The 16,352-nt window shown below is 71.9% G+C and carries 21 protein-coding genes; 14 read left to right on the forward strand and 7 right to left on the reverse strand.

Translation table 11 applies throughout. The annotated features are described in order from the left end of the window. From ACE3Q8_RS22580 to ACE3Q8_RS22605, 6 genes are all read left to right on the forward strand, one after another. Positions 1-414: hypothetical protein (locus ACE3Q8_RS22580; protein ID WP_374473100.1), on the forward strand; the 414-nt coding region annotated here is incomplete at its 5' end. A gap of 167 nt (positions 415-581) precedes the next feature. After that, positions 582-1,322, forward strand: a complete 741-nt coding sequence (locus ACE3Q8_RS22585; RefSeq protein WP_374473102.1) for a hypothetical protein — start codon at positions 582-584, stop codon at positions 1,320-1,322. A 4-nt stretch (positions 1,323-1,326) separates the two neighbouring features. After that, the gene (locus ACE3Q8_RS22590; protein ID WP_374473104.1) at positions 1,327-1,719 is read left to right on the forward strand and encodes a phage holin family protein; all 393 of its coding nucleotides are present in this window, start codon (positions 1,327-1,329) and stop codon (positions 1,717-1,719) included. After that, positions 1,720-2,634 carry a DUF3618 domain-containing protein gene (locus ACE3Q8_RS22595; protein WP_374473105.1) on the forward strand — a complete coding sequence of 305 codons (915 nt, stop codon included), beginning with the start codon at positions 1,720-1,722 and terminating at the stop codon, positions 2,632-2,634. A gap of 135 nt (positions 2,635-2,769) precedes the next feature. Continuing rightward, positions 2,770-2,967: a hypothetical protein gene (locus ACE3Q8_RS22600; protein ID WP_374473107.1), complete on the forward strand. Its 198-nt coding sequence runs from the start codon at positions 2,770-2,772 to the stop codon at positions 2,965-2,967. 22 nt (positions 2,968-2,989) lie between these two features. Continuing rightward, a complete protein-coding gene (locus ACE3Q8_RS22605) occupies positions 2,990-3,472 on the forward strand; it encodes a metallophosphoesterase family protein (protein ID WP_374473108.1) in 483 nt (160 codons plus the stop codon). Here ACE3Q8_RS22605 and ACE3Q8_RS22610 read toward each other — a convergent pair. Continuing rightward, positions 3,469-4,836 (reverse strand): sensor histidine kinase, encoded by a 1,368-nt coding sequence (locus tag ACE3Q8_RS22610; protein ID WP_374473109.1) that lies wholly within the window; start codon positions 4,834-4,836, stop codon positions 3,469-3,471. The two genes, ACE3Q8_RS22605 and ACE3Q8_RS22610, sit on opposite strands and share 4 nt — an antisense overlap. Positions 4,837-5,330: 494 nt before the next feature. Between ACE3Q8_RS22610 and ACE3Q8_RS22615 the strand changes: the two genes are divergently transcribed. From ACE3Q8_RS22615 to ACE3Q8_RS22630, 4 genes are all read left to right on the forward strand, one after another. After that, the gene (locus ACE3Q8_RS22615) at positions 5,331-5,507 is read left to right on the forward strand and encodes a hypothetical protein (protein ID WP_374473111.1); all 177 of its coding nucleotides are present in this window, start codon (positions 5,331-5,333) and stop codon (positions 5,505-5,507) included. Between the two features lie 79 nt (positions 5,508-5,586). Next, positions 5,587-5,853 carry a hypothetical protein gene (locus ACE3Q8_RS22620; RefSeq protein ID WP_374473113.1) on the forward strand — a complete coding sequence of 89 codons (267 nt, stop codon included), beginning with the start codon at positions 5,587-5,589 and terminating at the stop codon, positions 5,851-5,853. A 4-nt stretch (positions 5,854-5,857) separates the two neighbouring features. Continuing rightward, positions 5,858-5,998, forward strand: a complete 141-nt coding sequence (locus ACE3Q8_RS22625) for a hypothetical protein (protein WP_374473115.1) — start codon at positions 5,858-5,860, stop codon at positions 5,996-5,998. A 79-nt stretch (positions 5,999-6,077) separates the two neighbouring features. Beyond that, the gene (locus ACE3Q8_RS22630; RefSeq protein ID WP_374473117.1) at positions 6,078-6,314 is read left to right on the forward strand and encodes a ComEA family DNA-binding protein; all 237 of its coding nucleotides are present in this window, start codon (positions 6,078-6,080) and stop codon (positions 6,312-6,314) included. Between the two features lie 15 nt (positions 6,315-6,329). Here the strand turns inward: ACE3Q8_RS22630 and ACE3Q8_RS22635 are convergent, their stop codons facing one another. From ACE3Q8_RS22635 to ACE3Q8_RS22645, 3 genes are all read right to left on the reverse strand, one after another. After that, the gene (locus ACE3Q8_RS22635) at positions 6,330-6,797 is read right to left on the reverse strand and encodes a hypothetical protein (RefSeq protein WP_374473119.1); all 468 of its coding nucleotides are present in this window, start codon (positions 6,795-6,797) and stop codon (positions 6,330-6,332) included. 159 nt (positions 6,798-6,956) lie between these two features. After that, on the reverse strand, positions 6,957-7,430 hold the full coding sequence (locus tag ACE3Q8_RS22640; RefSeq protein ID WP_374473121.1) for an AtaL-like protein: 474 nt from the start codon (positions 7,428-7,430) through the stop codon (positions 6,957-6,959). 40 nt (positions 7,431-7,470) lie between these two features. Then, the gene (locus ACE3Q8_RS22645) at positions 7,471-8,349 is read right to left on the reverse strand and encodes an SDR family oxidoreductase (protein WP_374473123.1); all 879 of its coding nucleotides are present in this window, start codon (positions 8,347-8,349) and stop codon (positions 7,471-7,473) included. A 103-nt stretch (positions 8,350-8,452) separates the two neighbouring features. Between ACE3Q8_RS22645 and ACE3Q8_RS22650 the strand changes: the two genes are divergently transcribed. The 3 genes from ACE3Q8_RS22650 (at position 8,453) to ACE3Q8_RS22660 (ending at position 10,035) form a co-directional block, all read left to right on the forward strand. Continuing rightward, positions 8,453-9,346, forward strand: a complete 894-nt coding sequence (locus ACE3Q8_RS22650; protein ID WP_374473124.1) for a LysR family transcriptional regulator — start codon at positions 8,453-8,455, stop codon at positions 9,344-9,346. Positions 9,347-9,470: 124 nt separating this feature from the next. Continuing rightward, positions 9,471-9,830: a hypothetical protein gene (locus ACE3Q8_RS22655; RefSeq protein ID WP_374473125.1), complete on the forward strand. Its 360-nt coding sequence runs from the start codon at positions 9,471-9,473 to the stop codon at positions 9,828-9,830. A 7-nt stretch (positions 9,831-9,837) separates the two neighbouring features. Beyond that, on the forward strand, positions 9,838-10,035 hold the full coding sequence (locus tag ACE3Q8_RS22660) for a hypothetical protein (RefSeq protein WP_374473127.1): 198 nt from the start codon (positions 9,838-9,840) through the stop codon (positions 10,033-10,035). On the opposite strand, the gene ACE3Q8_RS22665 is transcribed toward ACE3Q8_RS22660, so the two are convergent. From ACE3Q8_RS22665 to ACE3Q8_RS22675, 3 genes are all read right to left on the reverse strand, one after another. Beyond that, positions 10,032-10,598 carry a DUF2239 family protein gene (locus tag ACE3Q8_RS22665; protein ID WP_374473129.1) on the reverse strand — a complete coding sequence of 189 codons (567 nt, stop codon included), beginning with the start codon at positions 10,596-10,598 and terminating at the stop codon, positions 10,032-10,034. The genes ACE3Q8_RS22660 and ACE3Q8_RS22665 overlap by 4 nt on opposite strands. A 68-nt stretch (positions 10,599-10,666) precedes the next feature. After that, complete coding sequence (gene mdoH / locus ACE3Q8_RS22670; protein ID WP_374473130.1) at positions 10,667-12,571, reverse strand: glucans biosynthesis glucosyltransferase MdoH; 1,905 nt, start codon at positions 12,569-12,571, stop codon at positions 10,667-10,669. 129 nt (positions 12,572-12,700) lie between these two features. Continuing rightward, positions 12,701-14,584, reverse strand: a complete 1,884-nt coding sequence (locus ACE3Q8_RS22675; protein ID WP_374473132.1) for an acyltransferase family protein — start codon at positions 14,582-14,584, stop codon at positions 12,701-12,703. Between the two features lie 375 nt (positions 14,585-14,959). Between ACE3Q8_RS22675 and ACE3Q8_RS22680 the strand changes: the two genes are divergently transcribed. Continuing rightward, a partial coding sequence (locus ACE3Q8_RS22680) for a PAS domain-containing methyl-accepting chemotaxis protein (RefSeq protein WP_374473133.1) occupies positions 14,960-16,352 on the forward strand: 1,393 nt, incomplete at its 3' end.

Below are 16,352 nucleotides of genomic sequence, written 5' to 3' on the forward strand. Positions count from 1 at the left end.
CCGCCGCCTCCGCCGCCGCCCCCGCCGCCTCCGCCGCCGCCGCCCCCGCCGCCTCCGCCGCCGCCGCCGCCGCCGGTGACGATGCCGGGGCCGGGGATCAGCCCCGAGGCGCGGGCGACGCCGCGCTTCCTGACGTTCGTGCGCGAGCGCCTGCACGAGCGGCCGACGCCGGTGTACCCGACCGTGCCGTTCTCGAAGCGGCAGGCGACCCAGGCCGCCAAGGCGACGGAAAGCTTCCGCGCCGAGCGCGCCGCGCGCCTGCAGGTGACCGCCTCGAGGACCGTGTTCGCCCACCAGGCTGCGCTGCCGCTGATGCAGCTCGTGCAGGTGCAATCGGCGCAATTCCAGGCCGGGTTCTCGGCCTCGGCCTACCGCACGCGCTTCACCAGTTTCGGTGGAGGGCGGACGATCTAGCGACCTCCGGACGAGGGCGATCCCCGAGCCCCGGCGCGAACCTGCGCCGGGGCTTCGCTTTTCCGGGAACCCCACAGCGGCGTTGCGGCTTGTTCGGCCGGAAGAGGGCCGGTCGCGTAACAGCGGCCGGTCCAAGCGGCCACGCATGACACGCTTCGGAGACGCAGATGACCAACATTGACCCGACCATGGGCGGCCAGGCCGGCGCGGCCCCGGACGAGGGCGGCGGCGCGACGGGCTCGACCAAGGAGATGATCGGCAAGGCCGGCCAGACGGTCCGGCAGGAAGCCGCCCACTTCGCCTCGCAGGCCCAGCAGCGGGCGGCCGGCGAGATCGAGAAACACAAGGCGACGGCGACCCAGACCCTGGGCAGCTTCGCCAACGCCATCCGGCGGGCGGGCGACGAGCTGTCGACCTCCGACCAGTCGATGGCGGCGCGGTTCGTCGGCCAGGCGGCCGACGGCCTGGAGAACTTCGCCCGCGCGCTGTCCGAGAAGCGCCCCGAGGACCTGCTGGACACGGTGCGCGACTTCAGCCGCCGCAACCCGACCGCCTTCGTGGCGGGCACGGTGCTGGCCGGTCTGGCGCTCGGCCGGTTCCTGCGCAGCTCGGAGCCGGGCGGCGAGATGGGCTTTGCGGCCAACGCCGGCGGCGCCGATTGGACCGAGAACGAGCCGGCGGTGTTCACGGGGGTCGGCGAAGACACCGGCGCGACCGGCCTCGGCGCCACCGGCGACGTCGGTGTCGACGTGGGCGCGGCGGAGAGCCTGGAGGCCCAGGTGTCGGGCGGCATCGGCGGGGTCTCGGGCGCGACGGAAGACGACGCCCTGACCGAGGCCGACATCGACGGCACGACCCCGACCGGCGGCGACACCGACCGTTCGCGGTTCGGCGGCTCGGGGGTCTGAACCCATGGACATGACCCCGCGCGAGGACCCGCGCAGCATTCCTGAGCTGGTGTCCGCCCTGACCGGCGACCTGGCCAACCTGGTTCGCAAGGAGTCCGAACTCGTCCGCACCGAGGTGGGGGAGAAGCTCTCCCACGCCGGCAAGGCGGGCGGCCAGATGGCCATGGGCGCCGTCCTGCTGCTGGGGGCCGTCATGGTCCTGCTGCAGGCGCTGGTGATCCTGCTGTCGAAGGTGATGGACCCCTTCTGGGCCTCGCTGATCGTCGGCATGCTGGTCGGCGTCGCCGGCCTGCTGATCGTCAAGGCCGCGGTGGCCATGCTGAAGCCTGAGAACATGGGCCCGAACCGGGCGGTCCGGCAGCTCAAGCAGGACGCCGAGATCGTGAGGAAGACCTAGATGACGAAGTCCGCAGCGGACGTTGAGCGCGAGGTCGAGGCCTCGCGGGTGGAGCTGGAGCGCACGGTCGAGGCGCTCAAGGAAAAAATGACCCCTGGCGAGATCTTCCGCGAAGCGAGCGGAGCCATGGGCGCAAGCGGGAACAGGATGATGATGAAGGTGGTGGAGCAGGCGAAGGACAATCCCGTCCCGGTGGCGCTCATCGGGCTGGGCCTGGCCTGGCTGGCGGTCAGCCAGTCGAAGAAGTCTTCGAGCTACGGCGGCGCCTATGCGGCGGGGTACGGCATCGACCGGCCCGCGACCAGCGGCGGCGACTACTACGGCGATGCGAGCCGCGGCCCGGGCCTGAAGGAGAAGGTCTCCGACCGGGCGCACGCGGTGGCCGACAAGGCCTCGGGCCTGGTGTCCTCGGCCAAGGAGCGGGTCCACGGCGCCGCTTCCGGCGCGCGCGAGGGCACGCGCTCGGCCTTCATGGGCGCGCGGGACACCACCCGCTCGGCCATGGACGGCGTCTCCCAGCGGGCCGCGCAGGTGCGTGAGCGCGCCGGCGAAGTGGGCCAACGCGTGAAGCAGCAGGCCACGGACGCCTTCGAGTCCGAGCCGCTGCTGCTCGGGGCCCTGGGCCTCGTGGTGGGCGTGGCGATCGGCGCAGCCCTGCCGGCCAGCGCCGCGGAGCAGCGCTACCTCGGCCCGACGCGCGACAAGCTGCTTGGCAAGGGCAAGGACCTGGCCCGCACCCAGGTGGACACCGTCAAGGGCGTGGCCCAGACGGCCTACGGCCGGGTGAAGGAAGAGCTGCAGCGCGGCGAGGATGGCCAGGACCTGGCCGGCCGCGTGGGCGCGGCGGCCACGGCCGGCGTGCAGGCGGTCCGTGACGGTCTGCAGGAGCAGACCGGCGCCGGTACGACGCACTGATTGGCGGGGCGGCGGCCGGACCCCGGCCGCCGCCCGCTACCACGGGTCGGAAAAGCGCGGCGGATACAACCGCGCCACGCGCTGCTGCAATCGCGAATAAGTTGCGGAGCCGGCCCCAGGCCGTAGATTTCCGGGATGGATGCTCTCGAACAGAACATGTTCGCCCTCGAGCTGATCGTGACCGCACGCCTGGCGCTGGACCCGCCGGAAACGCGCCGTCAGCTCGCCGACTTCATTGGCCGCGAGCCGGCCGACTGCGGGGCCGTCGAGGCGGCGATCCGCCGCCGCGCCGTGGAGATCATCCGCGGAGCGGACCGGCCCGACCTGGTCTAGAGGCGCCGCGGCGCCCGCCCTGGTGGTGACTTTCTTCACCAGCGACACGCACTTCGGCGACCACCGCACGCTCAACCTCTACCCACGCCCGTTCGCCTCCATGGGCGAGATGGACGCCGAACTCGTCCGGCGCTGGAACGCCGTCGTCGCGCCCGACGACGAGGTCTGGCACCTGGGCGACTTCGCCCGCACCGCCAAGCGCGCCGCCGAGGTGCTGCCGCAGCTCCACGGCGTGAAGCACCTGATCGTCGGCAACAACGACCCCTCGCCGGGCGAGGTCCCGGGTTGGGCCAGCGTCGCACCCTATGCGGAGATCGAGCGGGAGGGGCGCTTCCTGGTGCTGTGCCACTACCCCTTCCGGAGCTGGAACCGGCAGCACAGGGGCGCGGTCAACCTGCACGGCCACAGCCACGGGCGGATGAAGCCGCTGCCGCGGCAGTTCGACGTGGGCGTGGACGTGCGCGACTACCGACCGGTGACCCTGACCGAGTTGCTGGCGAGCTAGAGCAGCCGCCCCTGTGGCGGGTGCACCGAGAATGGGTGGGGCAGGATGTCGGGCAGGCGGATCCGGAACACGGCGCCGCCGTCGTTCTCGACCTCCAGCTCGCCGCCGATCTGCTGGGCCATGGAGCGCACCAGCCGCATCCCCAGCCCGCCGCTGATCCCCTTGGCGGCGCCCTCCGGCAGGCCACGGCCGGTGTCCGCCACCGAGAGGACGATGCCGCGCTCGGCGCGCTCGAGCCGCACCGCGATCTCCCCCGAGGCCGGAGGCGGATAGGCGTGCTTGGCGGCGTTGGTGACAAGCTCGTTGACGATCACCCCGAGCGCGACCGCGCGGTCGAGGGGCAGGACGGCGGGTTGGACGGCGAGTGCTATGCGGATCCGGTCGTCCTCCAGCAGCGAGCCCTGCAGCCGCTGGCAGAGGTCGGTGAGGTAGGCCGCGAAGTCGACGTCGTCCTTGCGGCTGGACCGGTAGAGGCTGGCATGGACATCGGAGATCGCCTGAATGCGGTCCACGGCCTTCTGGAGCTGACGCGCGACCTCCGGCGGGGAGGCGCGGGCCTGCAGGGCGAGCAGGGAGGAGACCAGGGCGAGGTTGTTCTTCACCCGGTGGTTCAGCTCGTCGAACATCTCCGACTGGCGGGCCTCGGCGACCTTGCGGTGGGTGACCTCGCGGACGAGCTGCGCGATCTGGTCGTCGGCGACGCGGGTGAGCTGGATCTCGAACCAGCGGTCGGCGCCCGGCGCGTGGTATTCGAAGGTGACGGGCTCGCCGTCCAGCGCCCGGGCGCAGGCGGCGAGGAAAGCGGTCGGCGCGTCGGGGATCACCTCGCTCTGCCGACGCCCGATGATCGAGGGGTCCGCGGCGAGGATGGCCAGCATGGCGGGGTTGGCCTCCAGGATCACATAGTCCTCGAGCCGGCCGTCCGGACCGCGCAGGCCGCGGACCAGCGCGAAGCCTTCGGAGACCGCGTCGAACAGGGCGCGGTAGCGCAGTTCGCGCTCCTGCAGGCGCACGGTGTTGGCCTGCAGCCGGCCGACGAGGGCCCGCAGGTAGATGCCGCCGGCGGCGATGCACAGGCCGGCGAAGCCGTAGAGACCGAGGTTCACCGCCGTCGAAGCGTCCGGAGCGTGGAAGCCTGGGACCGGCGGCAGGAAGAAGTACCAGCCGAGCAGGCCGCCGCCGAGCAGGGCCACAACGGCCGAGGTCCAGCCGCCGGCGAGCGCCGCGACCATGATCACGGGGTAGTAGAGGCTGAAGGCCGTCAGTACAGGGAACGCTTCGCCGAGGCGCAGCCGAACCAGGGTCGCGAGCCCCAGCGCCACGAGGGTGAGGAGCAGCGCGAGCAGGCCCTGCAGCAGCGGCACGCGCCCTGCGGACCGAAGAGGTCCTGCGCCGTTCATCAACGCCCCACCGAAAGCCGGCCAACCGGCGGGATTGTTGGCGCAGATTTCAGGTGTTGGCGACCCGCGATCGTGAGCACGCCTGCAATGTTCGTGGCGCGCTTATCAAAAGAAACTAACCTTGGGTGGTAAAGGATTCCGCGGCTCCCCGGCTCAGTTGCAAGCACTAAGTCTGGCGGTGAGTTCGAGAGGGCCGATCTTGCCCGCCATTGCCTTTGGAGATCTTTGCGACAGAGCCGATGTCGCGCGCAAAGGTCGCAGGCGGCGCGGCTGCGCTTGCTAACGAGAACATCGTCCGTCTACAGCACACGCGAGAGTTCGGCGGCGCGGGCGTTTCGGCCCGTCAGCCGCCGGGGCCATGGGGACGGCGACGGGTGCGGCGGCGATGCCGCGCCCGCTTCCCCTGCAAGCGGCGCCGATGTTGCTGCGTCGCGGACGGAACCGTCCGGGAGGCCCCGATGCGCCAGTTCGAGACAGAGACCGCCCCAATGCGGGACCCGGCTGCGCCGATCGCCGGCCTGGTGCGTCCCGAAATGCGCACGGCCGAAGCTCTGGCGCTGGCGCTCGAAACCCGGGATGCGCTGATCCGTCTGACCACCGCCAATGGCGCCGGCGCGGAGAGCCGCGCCGCCTGAGCCGCCGGCCCGCCGTTTCCCGCTTGCACCCGTTCGGCCTTGCCGGTTGTTGGGCAGGCGAGACGGAGCCGGAGGGCAGATGGACGAGGCGGGACGCATCCTGTCGCTGGAAGCGCAACTGGAGGACGTGAAGCGGACGCTGGTCGCGCACGATTTCCTGCTCCGCGCGTTGCTGACCCACCTGGCGCTCTCCGACCCCGAGGCTTTCGGCGGGCTCATCGGCGGCTTCGCCAAGTCGGGCCTGTACCGGGCGGAGGGCTCGGCCGGCGACCTGACGCGGGAAGTGGCCTATGAGCTGACGCAGCTTCTGGAGGAGGTGGCCGCCAGCCTGGACAGGCGGAGGTGAGGCCATGCGACCCATGACCATGGTGCTGGTGACGCTGGCGGCGATCGCGCTGACGGCGGTCGTCTGGGTGGCGAGCGGCGGCCGTGCGTTCGTGTTCGTCCTGCCCCTGATCGCGCTGCCGCTGCTGATGCGGCGACGCGGCTGATCAAATCTGACTGTTACGCAGGAAACGGCGGAACGCCGGTCGATCCGCGACGTTGGCGGGGAAAGCTGGGATCCCCGCCATGACCGACCTGAACGCCGCCTCCGCGGACGAGCTCGCCACGCTGCCCACCGTCGGCCTCGCCGCTGCCTACGACCTGATCCTGTTCCGGCCCTACCTGAGCTGGGAGGAGGTGGAGTACGTGCCCGGCTTTACCCCCGAGCGGGTGGACGAGCTGCGGAGCGCGGGCGCCGCCCTGGGGCCGCCGCCGCGTCGCCGCCTTCTGGTCGAACGCGACCGCCAGGACCTCCAGGCCTAGGCGCGGCCCCGCCGCTCACCAGTCGCAGCGGTTGTCGATCCAGAGCGTCATCGCGCCCACCGCCTGGCCGGCCTGACGCTCCGTCATGCAGGCGGAGAAGGCGGTCTGGAAGGTGCTGAACCCGGCAGGGCCGCCGGCGAGCAGGGTCCGGGTCGTGGTCGTCTCGCCGGCCGCGGCGGCGCAGCGGCGGGCGGTCTCCACCACGTGCGGGGCGGGCGCCGGGCTGGCGAACTCGCCGATCAGCTCGCCGCGGCGTTCGTAGGCCGCCATTCGGAGTTTCGGCTGGAAGAGGCTGGCCAGGCGACGACGGCGCGAGGTGACGCACTGCTCCGTCACGACACTGCCCGACCACAGCCGGTCGACGGCGCCCTTGAAGCCGACCTCGGTCTTGGGCCGGGGCTGGAACGGCGCGTCGGCGGCCTCGGCCGCGCCGGCGGCGGCCAACGCCATGACGGCTCCGACCCCGAAGGACCAGAAACGCATTGAATATTTCCCCCTACTGGGAGGACGGGGCCAGAGCGTGGCCTTAGAGTCAATGAAATCTTAAGAGCGGAAGGTTAACGGCCGTGCCAGCGAGGTCTTGGGCGGAAGGCCTCGGGGCCGGCTCGGCGGCGCGGTCCCCGAGGGGGCCTCAGAGCGGGATCAGAGGCGGCCCTCCGCCACCAGCTCGCGGGTGCGCTTCAGGGTCGAGAGCAGGGCGGCCCGGTAGCCGTTCTCCCCGTCGAGCTGGGCCTGTTCGGCCTTCTCCTCCGGCCCGCCCGGGGTTTTGCCGCGCAGGCCGAGGTAGCCGTAGAAGCGCAGCCGCAGGGCGCCGGCCTCGTCTTCGTGGAGCTCGTTGACGATCGCCCCCTCGCGCGGGCCGGCGGCCTGGAAGAACGTCACCTTGCTCTGCGGCTCCAGGGCGACGATTTCACGGAGGTCCTGGCCGCCGATGGTGGCCTCGCGCACGAAGTGGGTGGGGCTTTCCTCCACCACGTCGCAGCGGGTGCAGAGGCCGGGCGGCAGGAAGAGGCGGGCGTCGCGCGCCTTCAGCTCGAGGCCGGCCCAGGCCTGGGCGCGCGTGAGGACGGGCTCCCCCGGCGGGTTCACCGGGACGCTGGCGGTCGAATAGATCATGGCTGGCTCCTTCTTCAGGGCGGTTGCGGAGAGCGTCGGGTCAGGCGGTGGCGCGGGCCGCGGCGGTGCGGGCCGCGAAGTCGCGATAGGTGTGCAGCGGGCGGCCGAGGAGGCGGGTCAGGCGTTCGACGTCGCCGGGCTCGGGGATCATGCCGTCGCTCACGTAGCGCTCGGCCATCAGGCGCATCTCGTAGGCCATCCAGCGAGGCATGATGTTCGCCAGGTTCGGCTCGAATCCCGACGGATCGTCGCCGCCGTAGGCGACGGGCCGGCCGAGCACGTCGGACCAGATGGCGGCCACGGCCTCGCCGGTCAGGGTCTCGGGACCGACCAGGTTGACGACCTCGAGCGGCAGCTTGCCGGGCGCGTCGTTGCGGCGGATCAGCTCCAGGGCGGCGACCTCGGCGATGTCGCGGGCGTCGACCATGGCCACCCCCTTGCCGCCGATCGGCATGGGATAGACGCCGTAGTCGAAGATCGCGTCGGCGATCATCAGCTCGTTGTCGATGAAGTAGGCCGGCCGAAGGATGGTGGCGCTGAAGCCCATCCCGGCGATCATCCGCTCCGCCCCGGACTTCACCGCGAAGTGCGGGACGTTCACCCAACCCTCGGCGTGGATGACCGACAGATAGACGACCCGCTCGACGCCGGCCTCGCGGGCGACGTTCAGCACGATGAGCGCCTGGGTGAATTCGTCGGCGGCCACGGCGTTGAGCAGGAAGAGGGTGCGCACGCCGGCGAAGGCGGCACGCAGGGACTCGAGGTCGAGGAGGTCGCCCTGCGCGACCTGGACGCTCGGGCCGAAGCCGGCCTTGGTGGGATCGCGCACGAGGACGCGGACGTCGGCCCCGCGGCTGACGAGCTGCTGAACGACGTGGCGGCCGACACGGCCGGTGGCGCCGGTGACGAGGATGGTCATGGGGATCACTCCGGTTGGGGTCTGAAGACACCCAAGAGATCGCCGATCCACATCCGGGCCGGGAGGCGCTATATCTGGACGCGCCGTCTCACTGGTGGAACAGATGGATCTGCTCGCGCTCGCCGACTTCAATCTCGTCGCCCGCCACGGCGGGTTTGGCCGCGCGGCCCGGGCGGCCGGGCGCCCGAAGGCGACGCTGTCGCGGCGGGTGGCGGAGCTGGAGGCGGCGATGGAGCTGCGGCTGTTCGAGCGGGGCGGGCGGACGCTCAAGCTGACCGAGGAGGGCCGGGCGCTGTTCGAGCGCACCGGGGCCCTGCTGACCGAGCTCGACGAGGCGGCGGCGTCGATCGCCTCTGGCGGCGAGCGGCCGCGCGGCCGGCTGCGGGTGAGCGCGCCGCTGCTGTTCTCGCAGACCGCCATGGGCCGGCTGGCCGCCGAGTTCGCGCTGAAGCATCCGGAGGTGCGGCTGGAGGTGACCACCGACGACCGCCCGGTCGACCTCGTGGAGGAGGGCTACGACCTGGTGATCCGGGTCAATCCCGCGCCGGACGAGAGCCTGGTGGGGCGGGCCTTCCTGCGCGACCGGATGGTGGTGGTGGCGAGCCCGGACCTCGGCCGGCCGCCGGCCGGCGCGGCGGCGCCGGCGGTGGTGCGGGGGGGCGGCGAACAGGCCGGCGCCTGGCGGGTCACGACGCCGGACGGCGGCGCGGCGGTGGCGGTGGAGCCGGTGCTGCGGCTGTCGTCCCTGGTGATGGTGCGCGACGCCGTGCGGGCGGGCGTGGGCGTGGCGCGCCTGCCGATCTCGCTGGTCGGCCGCGACCTGGGCGCGGGGCGGCTGGTGAGCTGGGGCGACGCGGACGGGCCGGAGATCGCGCTCTGGGCGCTCTATCCCTCGCGGCGGCTGCTGAGCGCGCGCGTGTCGGCCTTCCTCGAGCACCTGAAGGCGGCCTTCCCGCGCGGCGAGCCGGAGGAGCTGGCGGCGTATCTCGACGGCTGACTAGATGTTCGCTTTTTGTTCTTGACACCTGCGCGCGTTTTTGGGTGCACCTCTCCTTCGATCCGCGCATGCGACGGCAGGTGCTGACCCGGAGGCCCGGCGGCTACGCCCTGGGGCTGCCGTCATGATCGCCCGCTGGCAAATCGCCATGGCGGCGGTGCTGACGATCCTGGGCCTCGCTGCCGTGCTCTATTGGTCCGGGCGGCGGGATGGCGCCGCTCGCGAGCGCCCCAGGACGGAGGCGGCGCGGGCGGAAGCCGCCGTCGCCAGCCTGGAGACGCAGGGCGCCCGGGCGACAGTGCGCCGCGTCGAGGTGGTGGTGCGGCAGCGAGAGGCGGCCGTGCAGAGCGCCGCCAGAGCCACAGAAGAAGCCCTGAAAGCGGAGGACGCAGATGCCCCCCTGGACGACGCCCGTGCTGGCCGCCTGCGCGCTCACGATCGCGAGCTGTGCCTCGCGGCCCCCGACCTCGCCGGCTGCCCCTAGGATCGAGATGCCGGCTGAGGCCGCGCGGCCCTGCAGCCTCTACGTCCTCCCCGACAGGCCAACCCAGGCCGACCTCGAGGCGGGCTACGCAACGCGCGGAGCCCAGATCCTCGCGTGCGACGCCGCCCGCCGGCTGGCTGTGGAGACGCACGCCTCCGAGCACGCCCTTGAGGAGGCCGCGCGGCGGCCGGCCCGCCGCCGCTAGACCCTGGCCGCGCGCTCCGTGGCCGCAAGCCGGGCCACGTAGGCCCGCAGGTCCGGAGGCCAGGCGCCGACGAGAGCGTCGAAGCGGGCGTCGTCGCGGGCGTAGAGCGCCCGGGCGGCCTCCTCAAAGCCGGGAAGGTCGCCGCCCAGAGCGGACATGACCCGGTAGAGCGCCTCCTGCGCGACCCGGCTGCGGTCGGCGCCTTCGCCCGCCCGCCGCGCCTGATCAACGAGGCGGCGAAGCGCGGCGGATGCGCCACCGGGCTGGGCAGCGAGCCAGTCCCAGTGGCGGGGCAGCAGGGTGACCTCACGCGCCACAACGCCGAGCCGTGGCCGTCCGCGGCCCTGACGGGCGGGAGGCGCGGCGGGCGCAGGCTCCAGGGCCAACGCGGGCGGATCGGCGAAGGGATCGAGCTCCACGGCTCGGCCCGTGGCGTCGTCGAAGATCAGGACCTGATCGCCACGCCGGCCGGCGCGGCTGGCGGCGGCCGCCACCGCTCCGGCGTCACCGGTGGCTAGTTGGCGGCCGTCCGCCCAAGCGGTGTAGCTGTTGGTCGTGTCCATGCGTCCGACCTAGCCGCGGGCGCACGCGTCGTCAATTTCACCCGGGTGAAAAACTACAAGCCGCCGCCTCAGGAGTGCGCGCGGACCGGCAGCGGGAAGGCCCCCGCGGCCGAGAGCCGAGCGCCGAAGACGGCCGGCATCGAGCTCTCGCCGTCGTCCGACGGCGTGACCAGAAGGCCGTCTTCGGCGAAGGCGTCGCCGGTGCTGCGCCGCGAACTCCACACCGCGAGCGGCGCCGCGAAGAGCAGCGGGAGCACGATCGGCGCGAAACAGACGATGAGGTCGGGGCGGAAGCAAAGGGCGAGGGTGAAGCCGGCCCCGGCGATCATCTGCGGGCGCATGGCGCGCCAGGCGTCCGACCAGGCGATGCCGTCGGCGTCGCGCTGCTGCGGGCGCCAGCCCACGTCGCGGCCGCGGAGGATCTGAACCACGGCGTTCGTGTTGGCGACCATCAGCACCGGGGCGAGGACCGCCGTCAGGGCGATCTCGACGGCCACGCTGCGCACGATGGCGCCCGCGCCCCCGAACGCCCGCCGCTCGCGCGGCCGGCGCAGGACGATGATCGCGCCCAGCACCTTCGGCCCGATCAGCAGCAGGGCGGCGAGCCAGCCCGCCAGCATGAACGGCGAGAACTCCGGATCGAGGAAGTACCAGAACGAGGCCATGTCGATCGGGTGTTGGAGCTGCAACGCCAGGCCGATGGCCAGGGCTGCGAGCCACAGCGGTGAGGACAGATAGGCGAGCGCCCCCATGCCGAGCTGCAGCCGGCTCATCGGGTGCAGGCCGCGGGCGCCCAGCAGGCGCAGGTGCTGCAGGTTGCCCTGGCACCAGCGGTGTTCGCGGCGGATGAAATCCAGGATGGTCGGCGGCGTCTCTTCGCAGCTGCCGTCGAGGGCGGCGGTCACGTGGACCGCCCAGCCGGCGCGGCGGAGCAGGGCGGCCTCGACCACGTCGTGGCTGAGCACGTCCCCGCCGAACGGCTTCTCGCCCGGGAGGATCGGCAGGCGGGCGCAGGCGGCGAACGCCTCGACCCGGACAATCGCGTTGTGGCCCCAGTAGCTCGACTCAGCGCCTGTCCACCAGGCGTAGCCGGCGGCCGCCACGCGCCCGTACATGCGGACGCTGAACTGGGAGACGCGGGCGAAGAGGGTCCGGGCGCCGACGATCACCGGGGTCGTCTGGATGAGGCCGATCCCCGGGTTGCGCTCCATGGCGTCAACCAGGCGCAGGACGGTCTCGCCGGCGAGCGTGCTGTCGGCGTCAAGGACGATCATGTTCTCGTAGCCGCCGCCGAAGCGGCTGACCCAATCGGCGATGTTGCCGGCCTTGCGCTCGTGGTTCTCGCTGCGGCGGCGCATGTAGACGCGGCTGTGGGCGTGGGCGCGGAACGCCAGGAAAGCCGCCTCCTCGGCGGGCGCGACGCGGTCGCTGGAGTCGCTGAGGACGAAGAAGTCGAACGCCTCGGAGGCGCCGAGACGGGCCAGGGACGCGTCGATGGAGGCCAGCCGGCCGAAAGCGGCCGCGGCGTCCTCGTTGCAGAGCGGCATCAGCAGGGCCGTGCGCGTGGTCGGCTGGGCCGGGCGGGGCGAGAAGGCGAGGTCCTCCTGCTCGCGCCCCTTGAGCAGCACGACGAAGCCGAGCAGCGCGCTGCAGAACCAGCAGGCGATCGGCGAGACGAGCAGCAGGAAGACGCCGAGCCCGATGATCTCGAACGGCTCAAAGCCGCGCCGGGCGTAGAGGACGTAGGGCGCGATCGCCATCAGCAGCGTGAACAGAACCGTCCCCGCAGCGAGGGTCAGCCGGCGACGGCGGACGTCGGACGGCGAGGTGGGCAGCACCTGGCTGATGGCCGGCGCCTCCTCTTCGAAGGCCTGCCGCGGCATCGCCAGCGGGGTTTCCTCGGGAAGCCAGGGACGGACGTCGAACTCGGCGCTTTCCAGAGGCGCCGTCAGTCGGCGTGCAAGAATGCTCATTCTGCTCTACCCCGCCCACAGGCCCCTGGCCGGTCCGCCTCGTCGGCGGAGTCAGCCTCGTCTCAGATTCCCCCCTGATCAATCACGGACTTGTGAATGCTGCAATAACGAGACGCATCTGTGCGTCACTTAGGCTGTGGGCGCCCGCGAAGCTTCCACGTGCAGACGGCGCTCCAGCACGATGGCGGCGACCGCCACCCAGCCCACCAGAACGACCGCATAGGCCCGTTCCCAGAGACCGACGTTCGCGTCGTTCACCGTCCCGGGGAAGACCAGGTGCTTGGTGATCACGGTGAGCGCGGCCATCAGCAGCGACACGGCGGCGAGGAACAGCTTCAGCTTCGGCAGGTCGCGCCGGTCGCGAAGCCCCCAGAGCAGCAGGAGCGGCGCAAGCTGGATGCCCAGGCCGAGGTTGACCGCGATGTGGCGCGGGTCGGGCCAAGGATAGAGCGCCGCCGTGACCAGCCCCAGGCCCGCCACGGCGAAGGCGGCGGCGGTGAGGCCGCCCGTGAGGCGGGCCTTGGACAGCCCGGAAACCGCCAGGCCGAAGCCCGCGCCGGCGATCGCGGCCATCAAGCCGGCGGCGAGCACCCCGGCGTTGAAGAAGATCGGCGCGGGCGCGCCGGCGCCGCCGAGTTCGCTCAGGTACTGCCGCGCATGGTTGAAGCCGGGGTAGGCGGCCATAGCCAGCGACACGCTCGCCATGGCCAGAGTCGGCGCGGCGACGCCGAAGCCGAGCAGCAGCCGGCGACGGGCGAAGATCGGGCGGCCGGCGGCCGGAGCCTTCGGAGCCTTGAGTCCCCAAAGCGTCCGCACGACGGGGAGCCGCCGCACGGCCTCGTAGGTCAGCAGGCTTCCGGCGAAGGTGACGCCGATCAGGATCAGGGCCTCGGGGAGGACGGGAAGCTGCGCCGGCCGGATCAGCCAGACGGCCACCACCAGGATCGTCTGGTGGGCCAGGTAGCAGGGGAACACCGCCTGGTTCAGGTAGGTGAGGTGAGGCCCAGAGGCGTTCCGCAGATGCCGGCGGGCGAAGCCCAGGGCCGCGGCGATGGCGGTCCACTGGAAGATGCCGAACACCACGGCGCGCGGCACGCCGAGGAAGGCGCCGCCGCCGGGGTGGGCATGCTGCAGCATGACCAGGGGCAGGGCGAGGCAGGCCACCGCCAGGCTGGTGCGGCGCCACCGCTCCAGATCCGTCCACACCTGCGCCTGTCCGACCATCAGGTAGCCGAACAGGAAGGCGGCGAAGGACTGGGCGTGGTTGTACCAGTCGTGGGTCAGGTTGTTGGTGACCCCGAAGAACGGGAAGAGGACGATCCGGATGGCCACCAGGTAGGCCGCGGGCGCGATGAGCACGCGCCAGCCCGTGAGTTGCGGTGCGAGCCAGGCGCTGAGGCCTTCGATGACGCGCCGCGCGGTCAGGAGCGGGCTGGCGAGCACGGCGTAGGTGGCGAGGTAGACGAGGAACCACAGGTGGTTCACGGGCACGCCGTCGGCGAGACCCGTCGGGCTGAATTCGCGGCTCCACCACTCGAGCAGGCCGCCGGACCACGAGCCCTTGTCCATGGCCTCGATCCAGGATTGCACGGGCACCAGGACGAGGACGCCGAACAGCAGCGGCGGCGCAAGCCGCTTCAGCCGCTCTGACGCCAGCTCGCCGGCCGTGCGGCCGGCGCCGACGAATCGCAGGGCGGCGCCCGAAACCAGGAAGAGCAGGGTGAGGCGCCAGGGGCCGGTGGCCAGGAGCGCCTCTTCCATCCAAGGGAAGGTGTGGGTGCTCTGCACATGCCAGTCGAGCGGGCCGTAGACGAGCCCGACGTGGAACAGGATCAGCAGGGCGAAGGCGATGATGCGGATCCAGTCGAGGTCGTGACGACGGCCGCCTTCCGGACGTTGCAGGCGCTGGCCCGACCCGAGTCGCTCCGGCGCAGCCGACTGCGGGCCGTCGCCACGCAGGGCGAGGCGGGCGACGCCTTGCGGCGTTGCGGGCGCGGAAGTCGATGCCGTCATGTCCTCTCCAAGAGCGGACCAAGAGCGCAAGCCGAGCCGATGCGCAATCTCGATCCGCGCTCACGGGCCGCAATGCCGCAACCGCGGGCGTTCGAAGCGGCGGCGGCTCACGGCGAAGGTAAGGCTTCGGCCCGGCGGACGCCACCTCACCGTCAGGGGGCGGCCGGGGCGCGCACAGAGCCGAATCGCGGCCAAGTTGCGCCAGGAGAATGTTCGTGCACTGGATTGTATATCGCGGCAGAAGGCAACTGCGAACACCTGGGAATACATACCGGCGCGTGCACCAATGTTTTATTTCTCCTTCCGCGTGAAATAAAGAACACCGTTATTTAATACCTCCCGGCGACGCTGCGGCGGCAGATCGGGGAGGGACCCATGTTCTCACGCAAGTCTCGGCCGGGCGTCGACGCCCATGTCGCCGAACTGGAATCCAAGGTGGCGGCGATCCTGCGGTCGCAGGCGGTGATCGAGTTCGAGCTGGACGGGACGATCATCACGGCCAACGAGAACTTCCTGAAGACCCTGGGCTATACGGCCGAGGAGGTGGTGGGCCGGCATCACAGCCTGTTCGTGGACCCGGCCTATGCGCAGAGCGCGGAGTACCGCGAGTTCTGGGCCCGGCTGAACCGGGGCGAGTTCTTCGCCGACAAGTACCTGCGCTTCGGCAAGGGCGGTCGCGAGGTGTGGATCCAGGCGACCTACAACCCGATGCTGGATCGCGAGGGCAAGCCCTACAAGGTGATCAAGTTCGCCTCGGACGTGACCGCGGTGGAGCACGAGCGGGCGGCCAACGAGCGCGAGCGGCGCGAGGCGGCCGAGCGCCAGGAGCTGGCCATGGGCCGGCTGGCGCAGGGGCTGTCCGGCCTGGCCGAGGGCGACCTGACGGTGCGCATCGACGGCGAGTTCCCGGCCGAGTACGGGCGCGTGCAGACCGACTTCAACGCCGCCATCCAGCGCCTGTCGGAGGTGATGGGAGTGATCGTCGAGACGGCCGGCAGCATCGGGGCGGCCACCGGCGAGATCGGCCAGGCGGCCGACGACCTGTCGAAGCGCACCGAGCAGCAGGCGGCCAGCCTCGAGGAGACCGCCGCGGCGCTGGACGAGATCACCGCCACGGTGCGCAAGACCGCCGAGGGCGCCAACCACGCCCGCGACGTGGTCGCCACCGCCCGCGCCGACGCCGAGCGCTCGGGCGAGGTGGTCCGCGAGGCCGTCTCGGCCATGACCGGCATCGAGAAGTCGGCCCAGCAGATCAGCCAGATCATCGGGGTCATCGACGAGATCGCCTTCCAGACCAACCTGCTGGCCCTGAACGCCGGCGTCGAGGCCGCCCGGGCCGGCGACGCCGGCCGCGGCTTCGCGGTCGTGGCCTCCGAGGTGCGCGCGCTCGCCCAGCGCTCGGCCGACGCGGCCAAGGAGATCAAGACCCTGATCTCCACCTCCACCCAGCAGGTCGGCGAGGGCGTGACGCTGGTCGGCCGCACCGGCGAGGCGCTGGAGCGGATCGTCGCCCAGGTCAGCGACATCACCGGCGTGGTCACCGAGATCGCCGCCTCGGCCCAGGAGCAGGCCACCGGCCTCGCCGAGGTCAACACCGCCGTCAACCAGATGGACCAGGTGACCCAGCAGAACGCCGCCATGGTCGAGCAGTCCACCGCCGCCAGCCATGCCCTCGCCCAGGAGACCCACCAGCTCACCGAGCTGATCTCCCGCTTCAAGGTCGACGGCGTCGCCGCCAAGGCCGCGCCGGCCAAGCGCGCCGAGCCGG

This window comes from Phenylobacterium sp., assembly GCF_041913825.1.
In the GTDB taxonomy this organism is placed as follows: domain Bacteria; phylum Pseudomonadota; class Alphaproteobacteria; order Caulobacterales; family Caulobacteraceae; genus Phenylobacterium.

Coding starts and splice junctions, on each gene's coding strand:
- ACE3Q8_RS22585 (WP_374473102.1), top strand. CDS start 582: ATGACCAACATTGACCCGACCATGGGCGGCCAGGCCGGCGCGGCCCCG.
- ACE3Q8_RS22590 (WP_374473104.1), top strand. CDS start 1,327: ATGGACATGACCCCGCGCGAGGACCCGCGCAGCATTCCTGAGCTGGTG.
- ACE3Q8_RS22595 (WP_374473105.1), top strand. CDS start 1,720: ATGACGAAGTCCGCAGCGGACGTTGAGCGCGAGGTCGAGGCCTCGCGG.
- ACE3Q8_RS22600 (WP_374473107.1), top strand. CDS start 2,770: ATGGATGCTCTCGAACAGAACATGTTCGCCCTCGAGCTGATCGTGACC.
- ACE3Q8_RS22615 (WP_374473111.1), top strand. CDS start 5,331: ATGCGCCAGTTCGAGACAGAGACCGCCCCAATGCGGGACCCGGCTGCG.
- ACE3Q8_RS22620 (WP_374473113.1), top strand. CDS start 5,587: ATGGACGAGGCGGGACGCATCCTGTCGCTGGAAGCGCAACTGGAGGAC.
- ACE3Q8_RS22625 (WP_374473115.1), top strand. CDS start 5,858: ATGCGACCCATGACCATGGTGCTGGTGACGCTGGCGGCGATCGCGCTG.
- ACE3Q8_RS22630 (WP_374473117.1), top strand. CDS start 6,078: ATGACCGACCTGAACGCCGCCTCCGCGGACGAGCTCGCCACGCTGCCC.
- ACE3Q8_RS22635 (WP_374473119.1), bottom strand. CDS start 6,797: ATGCGTTTCTGGTCCTTCGGGGTCGGAGCCGTCATGGCGTTGGCCGCC.
- ACE3Q8_RS22640 (WP_374473121.1), bottom strand. CDS start 7,430: ATGATCTATTCGACCGCCAGCGTCCCGGTGAACCCGCCGGGGGAGCCC.
- ACE3Q8_RS22645 (WP_374473123.1), bottom strand. CDS start 8,349: ATGACCATCCTCGTCACCGGCGCCACCGGCCGTGTCGGCCGCCACGTC.
- ACE3Q8_RS22650 (WP_374473124.1), top strand. CDS start 8,453: ATGGATCTGCTCGCGCTCGCCGACTTCAATCTCGTCGCCCGCCACGGC.
- ACE3Q8_RS22655 (WP_374473125.1), top strand. CDS start 9,471: ATGATCGCCCGCTGGCAAATCGCCATGGCGGCGGTGCTGACGATCCTG.
- ACE3Q8_RS22660 (WP_374473127.1), top strand. CDS start 9,838: ATGCCGGCTGAGGCCGCGCGGCCCTGCAGCCTCTACGTCCTCCCCGAC.
- ACE3Q8_RS22665 (WP_374473129.1), bottom strand. CDS start 10,598: ATGGACACGACCAACAGCTACACCGCTTGGGCGGACGGCCGCCAACTA.
- mdoH (WP_374473130.1), bottom strand. CDS start 12,571: ATGAGCATTCTTGCACGCCGACTGACGGCGCCTCTGGAAAGCGCCGAG.
- ACE3Q8_RS22675 (WP_374473132.1), bottom strand. CDS start 14,584: ATGACGGCATCGACTTCCGCGCCCGCAACGCCGCAAGGCGTCGCCCGC.